The organism is Bogoriella caseilytica, from assembly GCF_003752405.1.
Classification (GTDB): Bacteria; Actinomycetota; Actinomycetes; order Actinomycetales; family Actinomycetaceae; genus Allobogoriella; species Allobogoriella caseilytica.
The window spans coordinates 1,074,457-1,090,143 of the sequence record NZ_RKHK01000001.1 but is presented as its reverse complement, the minus strand read 5'-3'; the positions used below and the strand labels follow the sequence as shown (position 1 = coordinate 1,090,143).

The 15,687-nt window shown below is 68.0% G+C and carries 11 protein-coding genes and 1 tRNA gene; 6 read left to right on the top strand and 6 right to left on the bottom strand.

The features are described from left to right. Positions 1–13 precede the first annotated feature (13 nt). Entirely contained in the window at positions 14–1,060 is a 1,047-nt protein-coding gene (locus tag EDD31_RS04870) for a Sir2 family NAD-dependent protein deacetylase (RefSeq protein WP_342768017.1), read from the bottom strand. Between the two features lie 97 nt (positions 1,061–1,157). On the opposite strand from EDD31_RS04870, the gene EDD31_RS04865 reads away from it, so the two are divergent. From EDD31_RS04865 to EDD31_RS04850, 3 genes are all read left to right on the top strand, one after another. Then, a tRNA-Ser gene (locus EDD31_RS04865) sits at positions 1,158–1,247 on the top strand. 940 nt (positions 1,248–2,187) lie between these two features. Beyond that, complete coding sequence (locus tag EDD31_RS04855) at positions 2,188–3,501, top strand: uracil-xanthine permease family protein (RefSeq protein ID WP_123303161.1); 1,314 nt, start codon at positions 2,188–2,190, stop codon at positions 3,499–3,501. Positions 3,502–3,884: 383 nt separating this feature from the next. After that, a complete protein-coding gene (locus tag EDD31_RS04850) occupies positions 3,885–4,499 on the top strand; it encodes an Ltp family lipoprotein (protein WP_170163190.1) in 615 nt (204 codons plus the stop codon). Between the two features lie 18 nt (positions 4,500–4,517). Here the strand turns inward: EDD31_RS04850 and EDD31_RS04845 are convergent, their stop codons facing one another. Then, a complete protein-coding gene (locus EDD31_RS04845; RefSeq protein WP_123305144.1) occupies positions 4,518–5,297 on the bottom strand; it encodes an SDR family oxidoreductase in 780 nt (259 codons plus the stop codon). A gap of 155 nt (positions 5,298–5,452) precedes the next feature. On the opposite strand from EDD31_RS04845, the gene EDD31_RS04840 reads away from it, so the two are divergent. The 3 genes from EDD31_RS04840 (at position 5,453) to EDD31_RS04830 (ending at position 11,505) form a co-directional block, all read left to right on the top strand. Beyond that, positions 5,453–7,903, top strand: a complete 2,451-nt coding sequence (locus EDD31_RS04840; protein ID WP_123303159.1) for an ATP-binding cassette domain-containing protein — start codon at positions 5,453–5,455, stop codon at positions 7,901–7,903. 69 nt (positions 7,904–7,972) lie between these two features. Next, positions 7,973–10,195: a glycoside hydrolase domain-containing protein gene (locus tag EDD31_RS04835; RefSeq protein ID WP_123305142.1), complete on the top strand. Its 2,223-nt coding sequence runs from the start codon at positions 7,973–7,975 to the stop codon at positions 10,193–10,195. Beyond that, positions 10,192–11,505, top strand: a complete 1,314-nt coding sequence (locus EDD31_RS04830; RefSeq protein ID WP_123303158.1) for a glycosyltransferase — start codon at positions 10,192–10,194, stop codon at positions 11,503–11,505. Before EDD31_RS04835 ends, EDD31_RS04830 begins: the two co-directional genes overlap by 4 nt. A gap of 7 nt (positions 11,506–11,512) precedes the next feature. On the opposite strand, the gene EDD31_RS04825 is transcribed toward EDD31_RS04830, so the two are convergent. The 4 genes from EDD31_RS04825 to dnaK form a co-directional block, all read right to left on the bottom strand. Next, positions 11,513–11,926 carry a heat shock protein transcriptional repressor HspR gene (locus EDD31_RS04825; protein WP_123303157.1) on the bottom strand — a complete coding sequence of 138 codons (414 nt, stop codon included), beginning with the start codon at positions 11,924–11,926 and terminating at the stop codon, positions 11,513–11,515. Positions 11,927–11,954: 28 nt separating this feature from the next. After that, positions 11,955–12,944 carry a DnaJ C-terminal domain-containing protein gene (locus tag EDD31_RS04820; RefSeq protein WP_123303156.1) on the bottom strand — a complete coding sequence of 330 codons (990 nt, stop codon included), beginning with the start codon at positions 12,942–12,944 and terminating at the stop codon, positions 11,955–11,957. Positions 12,945–13,020: 76 nt separating this feature from the next. Further along, positions 13,021–13,632, bottom strand: coding sequence for a nucleotide exchange factor GrpE (locus EDD31_RS04815; RefSeq protein ID WP_123303155.1), 612 nt, complete (start codon positions 13,630–13,632; stop codon positions 13,021–13,023). Further along, positions 13,629–15,485: a molecular chaperone DnaK gene (gene dnaK / locus EDD31_RS04810; protein ID WP_123303154.1), complete on the bottom strand. Its 1,857-nt coding sequence runs from the start codon at positions 15,483–15,485 to the stop codon at positions 13,629–13,631. Before dnaK ends, EDD31_RS04815 begins: the two co-directional genes overlap by 4 nt. Positions 15,486–15,687: the final 202 nt, after the last annotated feature.

The window sequence follows — 15,687 nt, the reverse complement described above, 5'->3', positions numbered from 1 at the left end:
GAGAGGCTGTCCCTCATAGGCGTGCCGCGAGGAGGGAGAGCGTCTCGCTGGTGCCCGCGTGCACGCGGACGGTCGCCAACTCATCCCCGCGCGTGCTGCCGCGATTGATGATGCCCACTCGCTTCGCTGCTTTGGCGGCCCGCCGCACGTAGCGCAGCCCGCCCATGACCGCGAGCGAGGATCCCGCCACCAAGAGCACGTCGGCCTGATCGACGATCGCAGAGGCGCGCTCGACCCGCTCTCGGGAGGAGTTCTGTCCGAAGAAGACGACGTCGGGTTGCAGGATGCCCCCGCAGCGCGCGCAGTCGGCAATGCGGAAGTCGGCGGTTGACTTCAGGACGACGTCGGCATCGGGGGCGACTTCGAGGTCCGCGAGTTCCTTGACCCGTTCGCGCCACCCCGGGTTGAGCGACTCGAGCACGCCATCGAACTCGGCGCGCGGAGTCATGGCGTCGCAGCTCAGGCAACGCACCCGGTCGTAGCGGCCGTGAATGGGCACCAGGTGGCGTGAGCCAGCGCGCGCGTGCAGCATGTCGATGTTCTGCGTGATCAGGCCGGTGAGGTGGCCGGCGTCTTCCATGGCCGCCAGGGCGCGGTGGCCGGCGTTCGGCTGAGCGGCGGCCAGGTGCTCCCAGCCCAGGTGGTTGCGTGCCCAGTAGTGGCGGCGGAAGGACTCTGCGGAGATGAACTGCTGGTGAGTCATTGGCCGCCGCGGCGCCGAGCCGGGGGAGCGGTAGTCCGGGACCCCGGAGTCGGTGGAGATCCCGGCGCCGGTGAGGACGGCGATGCGCTTCCCCGACAGCAACTCCACCAAGGGCTCGATGGCGGCGTCGAGATCGGCGGGGTCGGGCCGGGCGTCCTCGGCCGGCGGCGCGATGTCGGTCGGGCGGATGACCAGGCGGGGCGCCGCTCCCGAAGGGAAGAGGCCGGCGAGGCTGTGAGGATCGGCGGCGGCCGGATCGGCCGGCGGAAGGGTCTCCGGCTGGAGCAGGGACTCGGTGAGTTTGGCGCGCGAGACCGCCGATGCGGCGGGGAGGCTGCTGGGGCCGATCTCAGGCACCAGCCCAGGCTACGCGGGCTCGATCAGGCCGCCACGTGACCGTCTCCACGTCTTGTCGGCTTGGGTCAGGGTGCGGGCCGACGGTAGGGTTCTTCCCGGTGGCGTGTCCGAGCGGCCGAAGGTGCAGCACTCGAAATGCTGTGTGGTGTCAAAGCCACCGTGGGTTCAAATCCCACCGCCACCGCCATTGTGATGTCTCAGGACATCTGCAAGGCCCGAACCCACGGTTGGTGGGTTCGGGCCTTGATCATTTCGGGGTTCGTGGTTGGTAGTCCTTGGTGGGGTCGATGGTGAGTTCGCGGAGGATCTCGCTGGTGGCGGCGTCCGAGCTCTGACCGTCAGCGAAGATGCCCGCTCGGGTCGAGAGGTCTCACCAGAGGCAGGGCGCGTTGCGGCGGCGTCACATCACTTTTATGGGGAGTCGGCAGGGTCGGCGTCTCCGTCAAGAATGCGGTAGACCCCAAAAGGTACTCCCTGCTCATAGCAGTCCTCTGGTTGCCAATCTGTATTCTGGCTCGCGCCGCCTCCTAGTGCTACCCATGAGCCGACTTCGGCATCGACCTCGTGAAGGACTACGCGCCCGCTCTCGTGCCATTCTGTCGACTGTTCGAAAACCAGCGGCACTTCTTGCCCAGTGTCGTCTAGGACGGCTAGGCAGCCGCTATTCAGGATCAACATCCCCTCCAGAAGGGCCTCCGGCTCCTCCCCCGACGTGGCGAAGGTGTCGAATGGCAGATCGTCTTCAGGTGAGCATCCCGCTATGGGCCACGCCACGAACAGCATCACCACGGCAATCGTGGTGCTTCGCTCAGTGAGCGTTGGCTCGGACACCGGGCACCGTCCCCCACGTCAAGGATGCGAGATGGCGAGTCATTCCAGGGCCTCGCCTCAGTACTTCGCTTGCTTCAAGAGTGCCACGGCCGCTGGCGCCATGGACGTGCGATGGTTCTCGGCGACTGTTGACGGGACTCTGTTCGTTGCTCATCTCTGCCCCCCAAGCCGTGATCCTGGGTTGATCTGAACTCTGGCCCGTCGCCCCCCACTGTCCCGCGTTCCAACCTGCCTGGCCGGAACATTAGGCTGTCCGCGGCGTCGCCGGGCGAGCTGGCGCGCGGAGGAGGAGAGTCATGGCGGCGCGTAGATGGTGGCGGTGGCAGGTTCACGGCGATGGCAAGCATCTCCCACCCGGTGAGGTCGTCGCCCCGGATGAGCGGTTGAGCTGGCCCCTGACCATCGGCATCGGCATGCAGCACGTGGTCGCCATGTTCGGCGCCACCTTCCTGGTGCCGGCACTCACGGGGTTCCCGGCCTCCACCACCCTCTTCTTCTCGGCCATCGGCACGATCCTCTTCCTCATCATCACCGCCGGCCGGGTGCCGAGCTATCTGGGCTCGAGTTTCGCCTTCATCGCGCCGATCGGGGCCGCCACGGCCACTGGGGAGATGTCGAGCGCCCTCGGCGGCATCATCGCGGTGGGTGTGATGCTCGTCGTCGTCGGAGTCATCGTCCATGTGGCGGGCTCGCGCTGGATCGACATCATCATGCCCCCGGTGGTCACCGGGGCGATCGTCGCGCTCATCGGCCTCAATCTTGCTCCGGCAGCCTGGAACAACGTGCAGGAGAGCGGCCTGACTGCGGCCGTGACCGTGACCGCCATCCTGCTCTGCGGCGTGCTCTTCCGCGGCTTCCTCGGCCGCCTGTCGATCCTGCTGGGCGTGGTGATCGGGTACGGCTTCGCTGCGTTCCGCGGGGAGGTGGAGCTTCAGGCCGTCGAGGACGCCGGTTGGTTCGGATGGCCCGAGTTCGTCGCACCGACCTTCGACCCGAACCTGCTCGGCCTGTTCCTGCCCGTGGTGCTGGTGCTGGTGGCGGAGAACGTCGGACACGTGAAGTCGGTGGCCGCCATCACCCGGCGCGACCTCGACCCGGTCATGGGGCGGGCGCTGATCGGTGACGGCGTGGCCACCGCCCTCGCCGGCGCCGGCGGTGGCTCCGGCACCACCACCTATGCCGAGAACATCGGTGTCATGGCCGCCACCCGTGTCTACTCCACCGCCGCCTACGTGGTGGCGGCCGTGTTCGCCTTCCTGCTGAGCCTCTCCCCGAAGTTCGGCGCTGTTGTGGCCACGGTGCCTGAAGGCGTCCTCGGCGGCGCCGGCACCGTGCTCTACGGCATGATCGGCATCCTCGGGGTGCGCATCTGGGTGCAGAACCGCGTCGATTTCTCCAACACCATCAACCTCGGCACCGCCGGCGTGGCCCTGGTGCTGGGCATCGCGAACTACACCTGGATCGCCGGGGAGATGAGCTTCGAAGGCATCGCGCTGGGCTCGGCGGCCGCGATCGGCGTGTATCACGTGCTGCGGATCGTCGCGCGGCTCCGCGGCACTGCCGACAACCCCGAGAAGCCGCTCCCGGTTGAGACGAGTCAGGGTCACTGAGCGCTGGTCACTACTGGATCGTTCGTACGGCGTGGCAACTAAGCCTGTGCGATGCCGGTGATTAGGCAACGAGGACGGCCGCTCGGCCAGTGCCGCTATCAGGAGCTTTCACGTCTCGATCAGGTCACAACAGCGAATCGCGGCTAGTAGAGATCCGGCGGCACCTGCCATGCTCTACCAACCTCGGGGGGTGGCTCATCAGTTGTTCTTCGAGAGAAAGTGCGTCCGATATGTCGCCTCCGCAGCCGCAGCAATATCCACAGGGTCAGCAGCAGCCACAGGGGCAGCCCTATTTCACGGGTAATGCTCCCCAACATCCGATGGGCCCGCCCCCGGTTCCCGGACCCCCGCCCGCGAAGCCGAAGGCGCGTCGCTGGCCGTGGGTGGTCGGACTTTTCGTCGCGCTCGGTGTTGGGATTGCCATCGGCAACGCGGGATCGTCCGACAGTGAACCCCTCGCCGACTCCTCCGATGAGGTCAGTCAGGAGGAGTTCGCCGATCTCGAGGCAGAGCGCGACGCTGTCACTGCGGCCATGGAAGAGGTCGAGGCCGAACGGGATGCAGCCAATGCTCGCGCCGACGAAGCCGAGGAGGCTCTGCTACTCGCAGAGCTCGAAGCCGTCGAGGCTGCCGCTCAGGCTGCCAGTTCGGAGCCGGAAGAGGAGGACGACGAGCCAGCCGAAGACGAGGCCGCCCAGGGCGAAGACCTTTCTCTCGCACAACGAAACGCGATCGGCTCCGCCGAGAGTTATCTCAGCTTCACCCACTTCTCCCGCTCAGGCCTGATCTCCCAGCTCGAGTACGAGGACTTCTCCACCGACGACGCCACGTTTGCAGTGGATTACATCGATCCTGACTGGAATGAGCAGGCAGCCGGATCGGCAGAGAGCTATCTCGAGTTCACGTCGTTCTCACGCCAGGGCTTGATCGACCAATTGCTCTATGAGGGCTTCAGTCAGAGTGAGGCCGAGTACGGCGTGGAGGCGGTTGGCTACTGACCGCTGGGGTCCGCACCCTCACACGACCAGACCCTGCCCCCCGTCGACGAAGATCTCGGTACCGGTGACGTGGCTCGCGGCGTCGGACACCAGGAACGCGACGGCGTCTGCCACCTGTGCTGAGGTGCCCGGCTCCTCGCCGGTCAGGGGGATCTCGCCGTCCGGGTATTCGGCCACGACGCCGAGGGTGTCGGTGTCGCGATGCTCGGTGTTGTCCTCGATCTCGGTGTCGATCGCTCCCGGGCACACGGAGTTCACCCGCACGCCGCGCGGGCCGAGTTCCACGGCGATCATGCGCGCGAAGGCGACCTGCCCGGCCTTGCTGGTGGCGTAGGCGGAGGCGCCGGAGTTGCTAAAGGTGCGGGTGCCGTTGATCGACGAGATGACCACCACCGAGCCGCCCTGCTTGAGCAGTAGGGGCAGGGCGTAGCGCACGGTGAGGAAGGTCCCGGTGAGGTTGGTGTTGATCGTGCTGGACCATTCCTCAGGCTCCAGCTCTTCCAGCGGCGCCCACACACCATTGACCCCGGCGTTCGCGACCACGGCGTCGAGTCGCCCAAGTTCACTCTCAATGCGCGCGAAGACCTCCTTGACCATGTCCACATCGCCCACGTCCGCCGAGACAGGCAGCACGGTCCCGCCCTCGCTGCGGATCTCTTCGGCGACGTCGTCCGCGCTCTCCTGGCGGTGACCGAGCGCCACCACCGTGGCGCCCTCGCGCGCCAAACGGACCGCAGAGGCGCGGCCGATACCGGATCCCGCCCCCGTGACCAGAGCGACCTTGTTCTCCATCGTCATCGTGCGTCCCTCCATTGGTACCGGCGCCGCGTTCGTGGCGGATGCTCCCGACGCTAACCACGGGCCCGCTCACGCGCACGCCAGGGCGATCCGGCCCGCGCAAGTTCCCGCGCGAACCCGGCTCGGGTGTCGGCCGGCGGTGGTAGAAACGCAGCATGGACCCCCATCCGGCGGACGGCCACGACATCATCCGCGTGCGCGGCGCCCGCGAGAACAACCTGCGCGGTATTGATCTCGACATCCCCAAGCGCCGGCTGAGCGTGTTCACCGGCGTCTCCGGCTCCGGTAAGAGCTCACTGGTCTTCGGCACGATTGCCGCCGAGTCACGGCGCCTGATCGACGAGACCTACTCCACCTTCGTGCAAGGGTTCATGCCGAACCTCCCGCGCCCGGAGGTCGACTCCCTCGAAGGGCTGACCACGGCGATCCTCGTGGACCAGGAGCGCATGGGCGCCAACCCGCGTTCCACCCTCGGCACCGTCACCGATGCCTACGCCATGCTCCGCTCTCTCTTCAGCAGGCTCGGCACCCCCTACATCGGTGGCCCCACCGCCTTCTCCTTCAACATTCCCACCACCCGGGCCAGCGGCGTGGCCACCGGGCCCAAGGGGGAGAAGAAGATCGTGAAGGACGCGGTCTACCTGGGCGGCATGTGCCCCGAATGCGAAGGCCGCGGAGCCGTCTCCGACCTCGACCTCACCCACATCATCGACGAGTCCAGATCCCTCGAAGACGGCGCGATCCTGGCGCCCGGCTACACCCCCGACGGGTGGATGGTCGCCGCCTTCAAAGCAGTGATCCCCTCCGACATCCCCATCAGCCGGCTCACCGCCGAGCAGCGCGAGGACCTCCTGCACGCCGAACCGCGCAAGGTGAAGATCGACAAGATCAACGTCACCTACGAGGGCCTGATCCCCAAGCTCCGCAAGTCGATGTTCAGCAAGGATCCCGATTCCCTCCAGCCACATCTCAAGGCCTTCGTGGAGCGTGCCTCGGTGCTGCGGCGCTGCTCCGCATGCGCGGGCACCCGGCTGAACGACTCGGCCCGCTCCTGCACGATCGCCGGGCGCAACATCGGCGAGGTCAGCGCCATGCAGGTGAGCGATCTCGCCGACTGGCTCCGGTCGCTGGACGGCGCGGACGCGGTAGGCAGCGCCACCGACGGCGCGACCGCTGAGGGCGCCTCGGGTGATGTCGCCACCGCCACCCTCGACGTCTCCGGTGTGCAGCCACTCATCGCCGCGCTGCTGCACCTGCTCGATGCGCTGGTGCAGATCGGGCTGGGGTACCTCTCCCTCGATCGCCCCTCCGGCACGCTCTCCGGCGGGGAGGCGCAACGCACCAAGATGGTCCGCCACCTCGGATCGGCGCTGACCGACGTCACCTACGTCTTCGACGAACCCACCATCGGACTGCACCCGCACGACATCGCTCGCATGAACTCCCTGCTCCTGGAGCTGCGCGACAAGGGCAACACGGTGCTGGTGGTCGAGCACAAGCCCGAGACCATCGCCATCGCCGACCACGTGGTCGACATGGGCCCCGGCGCCGGGTCCGCCGGTGGCGAGGTGGTCTACCAGGGCGACGTCGCCGGCCTGCGCCAGAGCGGCACCCTCACTGGCGAGCACCTCGCCTACACCGCCGCACTGAAGGACCAGGTCCGTACGCCCACCGGCTCTCTGCCGATCCGCGGGGCAAACACTCACAACCTCCAGGACGTCGACGTCGACCTCCCACTCGGCGTCCTCACCGTGATCACCGGCGTGGCCGGCTCGGGCAAGAGCTCCCTGATCCACAGCCATCTGGTGAACAGCGATCGGGCCGAACGCGCCGGCGTCGTCACCGTGGACCAGAGCGCCATCAAGGGATCACGTCGCTCCAACCCGGCCACCTACACCGGCGTGCTCGAGCCGATCCGCAAGGCCTTCGCCAAGGCCAATGGCGTGAAGCCTGCCCTGTTCTCCGCGAACTCCGAAGGCGCCTGCCCCACCTGCAAGGGCGCTGGCGTGATCATCACTGAACTTGGCTTCATGGAGTCGGTCTCCACCCCCTGCGAGGACTGCGGCGGCCGGCGCTACCAGGCGGCCGTGCTCGATCTGCGGCTCGGCGGCCTCAACATCGCCGAGGTGCTCGACCTCCCCGTCGCTGAGGCGCGACCCTTCTTCGCGGCGGGGGAGGCACGAACCCCGGCGGCCGAGGTGGTGCTCGGTCGGCTGGAAGACGTCGGGCTCGGGTACCTCCGGCTCGGCCAGCCTTTGAACACCCTCTCCGGCGGTGAACGGCAGCGGGTCAAGCTCGCCATGCGCATGAAGGACAACGGCGGGGTCTACGTCCTTGATGAACCCACCACCGGGCTGCACCTGGCAGACGTGGAGAACCTGCTGCGCCTCCTCGACCGGCTCGTGGACGCGGGTCGCTCCGTCATCGTGATCGAGCACCACCAGGCCGTCATGGCCCACGCGGACTGGATCATCGACCTCGGCCCCGGCGCCGGCCATGATGGCGGACGCGTGGTCTTCGAGGGCACCCCGGCGGAACTGGTGCGCCAGTCCTCGACGCTCACGGGCAAACACCTGGCGGCCTACATCGGGGGGAGTCCCTCGTGACGCACTCGACGAGCGGCCCGCACCGGCGTGCGCAACACCCCCGTCACATTCGCTCAGTATCGTCCGACCATGATTGACCACGTCGATCCGTTCATCGGGACGGATATCACCGACCTGCCGCCGCGGAGCGGTCTAGCCGCCACCTGGTGGTCTCCGAAGCCGCAGGTCGGCAACACCCACCCGGGTGCTACGTATCCGCTCGGCATGGTCTCCGCCTGCGCCTACTCCGGCGCCTACCCCACCGGGTATGGCCGCCACGACCTGTCCACCGAGGGCCTGCCGCCTGAGCTGCACACCTCGTTGCGTGCCTCGGGCTTCACCCATTTCCAGCAGTCCGGCACCGGCGCCATCCGCAAGTACTACAACTACTTCCGCGTCACCCCGATGATTCAGCCGCTCGACGCCCTCGGGGAGCTGTGGGACATCGTCGAGGAGGAGGCCTCGCCGGGCTACTACGCTGCCACGCTCTCCTCGGGGGTCCGCTGCGAGATCACCGTCGGCCCCAAGTCCGCTGTGCACCGCTATACCTTTCCCGAGCACACCAACGCCCGGGTGGTCATCGACGCCTCTCTCGGCGGACTGTCCATCCGCCACGGCGCCACCATCCCGCTGCGCGCCCACCTCTCCTCGCTGTCACCGCAGATGGCCCAGGGCGAGATCACGGTTGAAGGAGCCCCACTGGCGGTGCACATGGAGTGCGACGCCGCGGACTGGCGGCAGATGCTCTGGTACGACCGGCGCCTCATGCCCGGCGGGAGCCGGCTGGACTTCGAGTACATCCGCCCCACCACCCTGCGGCCCTTCGGCCTGATGTGGGCTGGCCCCGCCCTGGCCGGCCAGACCGTGGAGTTGCGATTCGGCTTCTCCCTGCGCGGCGCGGAGCAAGCCCGGGAGAACCTCTACAACGACTGCGACGCCGGCCCGCGCTCCTTCGAGAAGCGCCACAACGCCACCCGCCGGATGTGGCGCGAACACTTCGACCAGATCGAGATCGAGACGGGTTCGCAGCGTCAGCGCACCGTGTTCAGCACGGCGCTGTACCACTCACTCATCAAGCCCTGCCTGGCCGCAGGGGAGAGCCCGTTCTGGCCCCACGACGGAGCCTTCGCCTTCGATATCTCCACCATGTGGGACATCTACCGCACCCAGCTGCCCCTGCTGACCATCCTGCGCCCGGAACGCGCGATGGAGCTCGCCGAGGCGCTCTTGCGGGTGTGTGAGGAAGAAGGGAACCTGCCGGTCGGCTACCGGATGTCGCGCGGCTCGGATCAGTTCTTCCGTCAGGCCTCGGCCCTGGCCCACACCTTCCTCACCGACCTGTGCCGCCGCGGCCTGCCCGGGATGGACTGGGACTGGGCACTGGTGCACATGAACAACGACCTGCGCCGGATGTACGGCGAGGACTTCCTGCTCGCCGGGGAGACCAACCCGATCAGCCACACCCTGGACCTGGCCTTCGGCTACTGGTGCACCGCAGCGATCGCGCACCGGCAGGGGGACCGCCAGCTCGTCGCCGAGCTCGCACCGCTCGCCGAGCGCTGGCGCAACGCCTATGACGAGGCCACCGGCCTGGTGAAGGACTCCGCCTACTACGAGGGCGGGAAGTGGAACTACTCCTTCCGCCTCATGCACGACATGGCCGCCCGCATCGCCCTGGCCGGTGGTGACGAGGCCTTCGTGCGGATGCTCGACGCCTTCTTCGGGTACGGCGCCGAGCATGTCACCCAGCCCGGCCTACAGCCCGGCGTGGAGGAGATGCGGCGCGGTTATGCCCTCAACCGATTCGAGGGTATGAACAACGAGCCAGACATGGATGCGCCCTGGGCCTACCAGTACGCCGGCCGTCCCGACCGCACCGCCGAGGTAGTCCACGCCGCCGTGCACCAGCAGTACGGCACCGGCCGCGGCGGGTTGCCCGGGAATGACGACTCCGGAGGCCTGTCCTCCTGGTACGTCTGGGCCGCCCTTGGATTGTTCCCGGTGGCTGGTCAAGACCTCTTCCTGCTCAACGCCCCCTCCTTCCGCTCGTCGCGGATCCGCACCGGGGTGGGCACCGAACTGCAGATCCTCACGCGGGGATTCACCGAACCCGAGCCGCACGGCCCCGCTCAGTACGTGCAGGGAGTGCGCCTCAACGGGCGGGAGCTGGATCGGAGCTGGATCACCGGAACCGAGCTCGCGGCCGGCGGCACCATCGACATTGAACTCGGAGCCTCTCCCAGCGCCTGGGGCACGGACGTCGGCGCTCGTCCTCCCTCTCGCCCTGACCCTACGGAAGCGATGGCTCCATGACCTCCGAGACCTCCGCACAGCTGGCAGCATCGACGTCCCCATCGGCTGCCTTGGGCCGCCGTCTGGTCATCGTGGTACGCGCCGATCCGGTCATCTGCGGGCACTCCGGTGAGGCGCGCAACCTCGCCGAAGTGGCCCTGCAGCGCGGCTTCACCGAGGTGCGCATCGTGACCTGGCCCCTCGAACGCCTGCAGGAGAGCGGGCTGCCCCTCAAACCGCTCGACGCGGTGCTGCCCTACAGCGAGGGCATCCTCGTGGAACGGCCGGCACCGGTGGGGGACTACCGGGTTCCCGATGGCCGTTACGTCGCGGGCATGACCGGGCGACTGATCGAACTCTTCAGCGACGGGGTACCCACAGTGGCGATGTCCCTGTACCTCTCTCCGCACACCACCGCCGTGGTCGAGGCCGCCCGCGCTGCCGCGGCCACAGGCGTGCCGGCCCAGATCACCACCATCGCCGAAGCGGTCGGCTCGGACATCACGAACGTGGTCCGCACCTGCATTGCTGAAGGCAACTACGGGGCCGCGGTGCACCTGCTCACCACCTACTTGGCGAATGATCTGTGTACGGCCGTCTCGGAGTACACCCGCGAGCTCATGGTCAGCGAAGCCACCGCTCTTGATGAGTTCATCGGCACCGACTTCGCGCGGCTCCTGCGCGACCGCGTGCAGATCTCTTACCCCGCCATCGATACGGCTGCCTTCCTGGGCCTCGACCGCGCCGAGACCGAGCGCGTGCTGGAGCGACGCGGACTCACCGAACAGGGGTACATCCTCTTCCTCTCCCGGCTCGCCGCAGCAAAGGGCGTCGACGACCTCATCGCCGGCTTCGCGCAGTCGCAGGCCAACTCCGGAGCACGACTGGTGATCTGCGGGAACGGCCCCGCTGCCGCTGACCTCCATGCCCTCGCTGCAGCCTCGCCCGCAGCCGACCGCATCGTCTTCTTCGACGACGTCGGCGACGCCGAGAAGGTCCATCTCATGGCCGGCTGCGCGGCGTACGCCCTGCCCAGCAAGCCACGTCCCGAGTTCGTGGAGACCTTCGGGATTGCCCTGGTGGAGAAGATGCTGGCCGGCGGCGGCCCGGTCATCACCACCGTCACCGGGGGGATCGGTGAAGCAGTGGGGGATACCGCGATCATCGTGCCACCGGGGGATCCGGAGGCCGTGGCGGCTGCACTCGACCAGGCCGTCTCGATGAGCCCGCAGGAGCGACGCGCCTGGGCTGAGCGGGCTCGGGACTACGCCCTACAGTTCGCCCGCGAGAACGTCTTCGACCAGTTGATGGCCAGGCTGCCGCACCGGTAGGCGGCGCTCAGTCGCGGCGCGGGCGCCAGAGCACCACGGCGCCCGCGCTCCCCGCGCGCTGGACCCGGCGACCCCGGGGCACCGCGACCACGTTTCCGTCAGACCCAGCCGCGAAGACACGGCGGCCCGGATCGGCGATGAGGCGGAGCCGTTCGTTCTCCGCGCGCACCGACTCCAGCTCCCGCTCGAGATCCAGGATCCGCTTGATGCCGGCGAGGTTCACGCCCTCCTCCTGGCTCAGGCGCTGCACCTCCCGCAACCGGCGCACGTCCCGCATCGAGTAGCGCCGCCCGCGCCCGCGAGTGCGTCGCGGCTCGACCAACCCGAGACGGTCATACTGGCGCAGGGTCTGCGGATGCATGCCAGCGATCTCGGCAGCCACCGAGATCGTCAGAATGGGCGCGTCCTCACGCCAGTCCATGTCCCTCACCTCCGGTTGTTCTGCCGGCTCACATCCGCGCCTGCTCCATCAATCCGGCCCTGGGGTCAGCATCCCCCATCGCCTCGGCGAACTCTTGGACCGCCTTCTTGGCGGCGCGCGGCAGCCGCTCAGGCACCGCGACCTGCACCGTGACGAGCAGGTCATTGCTGCCACCGGCCGTCTTGACGCCCTTGCCGCGTGCGCGCAGGGTCCGCCCCGACGGCGTGCCCGCCGGTACCTTGACCCGCACGGCCTCGCCATCGAGCGTGGGCACCTCGATCGTGGCACCGAGGGCCGCCTCGTCGAAAGTGATCGGCACGGTCACGCGCAGATTCTTCCCATCCAGGCTGAACACCGGGTGCGGTTCGACATGCACGGTGACCACCAGATCGCCCGGCTCGCCGCCCATCCCGGGCTGGCCCTTGCCGCGCAGGCGGATCTTCTGCCCATCACGCACGCCCGCAGGAATGCGGGCGGTGACGGTCCGGCCGTTGGTCTCCAGGCGCACGGTGGTGCCGTTCACTGCTTCACGGAAGGGCAAGGTGGCCTGAGCGGCGACGTCGGCCCCGCGTTGCGGCGCGCGACGGGATCCGAAACCGGCCGGCCCGGCACCGGGGGAGCCGCCGCCGAACATGCCGGAAAGAATGTCCTCGAAGCCGCCGCCCATGCCCGGCTGGGCTCGAACGTTCGGGCCGCCCTGGCCGGAGAAGACCTGGGAGAAGAGGTCGTCGAAGCCGCCTGCCCCCGCACCGCCACCACCGGCGGCGAAGCGCGGGCCGCCACCGGCCATCGCGCGCAGGCCGTCGTACTGCTTGCGCTGCTCGGCGTCGGAGAGCACCGAATAGGCCTCACCGATCTCCTTGAACTTTGCCTCGGCCGCATCGTCGCCGGGGTTCTGGTCCGGGTGGTACTTGCGGGCGAGCTTGCGGTACGCCTTCTTGATCTCGTCGCTGCCGGCGTCTTTCGGCACGCCCAGAGCGGCGTAGAAGTCCTTCTCCAGCCAGTCTTGACCGGTCATGACACACCTCTCGTACGACGTGTCGTGCGGTGGTGGCCACGCATGACCACCACCGCACGACTGCTCTTGGAACGACTCACTGGGGTCCGATGACCGCCACCCGGGCCGCGCGCAGTACCCGCTCGCCGGCGCGGTAGCCGGGCTGGAGCACCTGCTTGACGGTGGCCGTCTCGGCGTCCTCATCGGTCTCGTGCATGAGCGCCTCGTGGACCTCGGGGTCGAAGGCCTCACCGACCGCTCCGTAGCGCACCAGCTCGAATCGTTGCCCGAGGGTGGATTCCAGCTTCTCGGCGATGGCAGCGAAGGGGCCGGTGAGATCCCCGTGCTGGCGGGCCAGTTCCACCTCGTCGAGTACCCCCAGGAGTGACTCCAGCACGTCCTGGGCCCCCGCCTGACGCTGGTTAGCGGCATCGGCCTTCGCCCGGCGCACGAAGCCGCTGTACTCCTGCTGCAGGTTGTACATGTCAGCGCCGCGGCGGGCGAGCTGGTCCTGCAGGTCAGCGGCTGTGGCCTGTGCCTGCTCCAGCTCACTCACCTCGGTCTCGGTGGCGCTGTCCTTAGCCGTCGAGTCCTCGGGCGCCGCGGCTGCGGCCTCGTCAGTGCCGCCGTCGGCTGCGCCGGACTGGGGCCCGCCGGACTGGGTTGCGCCGTCCTCCGGCTCGGGGTCGTATCCGTCCTGCCCGCTCACTTCTGCTCGTCCTCGTCCTCGACGATCTCGGCGTCGACCACGTCTTCGTCGCTGTCGGCCGCCTCGGGCTCACCCTGGGGTGCGCCCTCTCCTGCGGCGGCCTCGGAGGCGTAGAGCGCCTCGCCGATCTTCTGGCTGGCGGTCATCACGTTCTGCTGCGCCGTCTTGACCGCTTCGATGTCCTCGCCCTCGAGCGCCTTCTTCAGCTCGTCGACCGCTCCGCGCACCTCGGTGGTGATCTCCTCGGAGAGCTTCTCGCTGTTGTCGTTCAGCAGCTTCTCCGTCGAGTACACCAACTGCTCGGCGCCATTGCGGGTCTCGGCTTCCTCGCGGCGCTTGGCGTCCTCGGCCGCGTGTGCCTCGGCGTCCTTGATCATCTGGTCGATGTCCTCCTTGGGGAGGGCCGAACCGCCGGTGATGGTCATCGACTGCTCCGTGCCGGTGCCCTTGTCGGTGGCCGAGACGTGCACGATGCCATTGGCGTCGATGTCGAAGGTGACCTCGATCTGCGGGGTGCCGCGCGGAGCCGGGGCGATGCCGGTCAGCTCGAAGGTGCCCAGGGCCTTGTTGTCGCGGGTGAAGTCCCGCTCACCCTGGAAGACCTGGATGGTCACGGCCGGCTGGTTGTCCTCGGCGGTGGAGAACACCTCGGAGCGCTTGGTCGGGATCGCGGTGTTGCGCTCGATCAGCTTGGTCATGATCCCGCCCTTGGTCTCGATGCCCAGGGACAGCGGGGTGACGTCGATCAGCAGCACGTCCTTGCGGTCGCCCTGGATCACGCCGGCCTGCAGGGCAGCGCCCACGGCCACGACCTCGTCCGGGTTCACGCTCTTGTTCGGCTCCTTGCCACCGGTGAGCTCACGCACCACGTCGGAGACGGCAGGCATGCGGGTGGAGCCGCCCACGAGCACCACGTGGTCGATTTCGGAGACGGAGATCCCGGCGTCCTTGATCACGTTGTGGAAGGGCTGCTTGGTGCGCTCGATCAGGTCGGAGGTCATCTCCTGGAAGGCGGCGCGGGTGAGCGTCTCGTCCAGATGGATGGGGCCGTCGGCCGTCATCGACAGGTACTGCAGCGAGATGTTGGTGCTGGTGGTGGAGGAGAGTTCCTTCTTCGCCTGCTCGGCGGCCTCGAGGAGTCGCTTCAGGGCGATACGGTCCTTGGCGAGGTCCGCGCCCTCCTTGTTCTTGACCTGCTTGACCAGCCAGTCCACGATCCGCTGGTCCCAGTCGTCGCCGCCGAGCCGGTTGTCACCGTTGGTGGCGCGCACCTGGATGGTGGAGAAGTCGTCCTCGTCCTTGCCCACCTCGAGCAGGGAGACGTCGAAGGTGCCGCCACCGAGGTCGAAGACCAGGATGAGCTCGTCTTCCTTGCCCTTTTCCAGGCCGTAGGCCAGTGCCGCAGCGGTGGGCTCGTTGACAATGCGCAGCACGTTCAGCCCGGCGATCTGCCCGGCGTCCTTGGTGGCCTGACGCTCGGCGTCGTTGAAGTACGCGGGCACGGTGACCACGGCATCGGTGACTGGCTCGCCGAGGTAGGACTCGGCGTCCTTCTTCAGCTTGCCGAGGATGCGAGCCGACATCTCCTGCGGGGTGTAGGTCTTGCCGTCGATCTCCGTGGTCCAATCCGTGCCCATGTGGCGCTTGACCGAGGAGATGGTGCGGTCCACGTTGGTGGCCGCCTGGCGCTTGGCCACCTCACCGACGAGAACCTCGCCGGACTTGGAGAAGGCCACGACGGACGGGGTGGTCCGGGCGCCCTCTGCGTTCGCGATGACGGTAGGTTCGCCGCCCTCCAGCACGGAGACGACGGAGTTCGTGGTGCCGAGGTCGATGCCGACTGCACGTCCCATGGTGATTCTGCTCCTCACGGTCATGTGCCCGATGGTCAGCTGACCCGGGCTTCTTGAGTCCTATGCGCTCAAGTTTGCACGCTCGACGGGCGAGTGCCAAATCGGGATGCTCAAACTTGAGTCTGACAGGCTCAACCTGGTCCGAGTGGTGGTTATTCCCGAACGAGTCGAGCGCTCCGACGTCGCGCGGTTGCCGATCGTG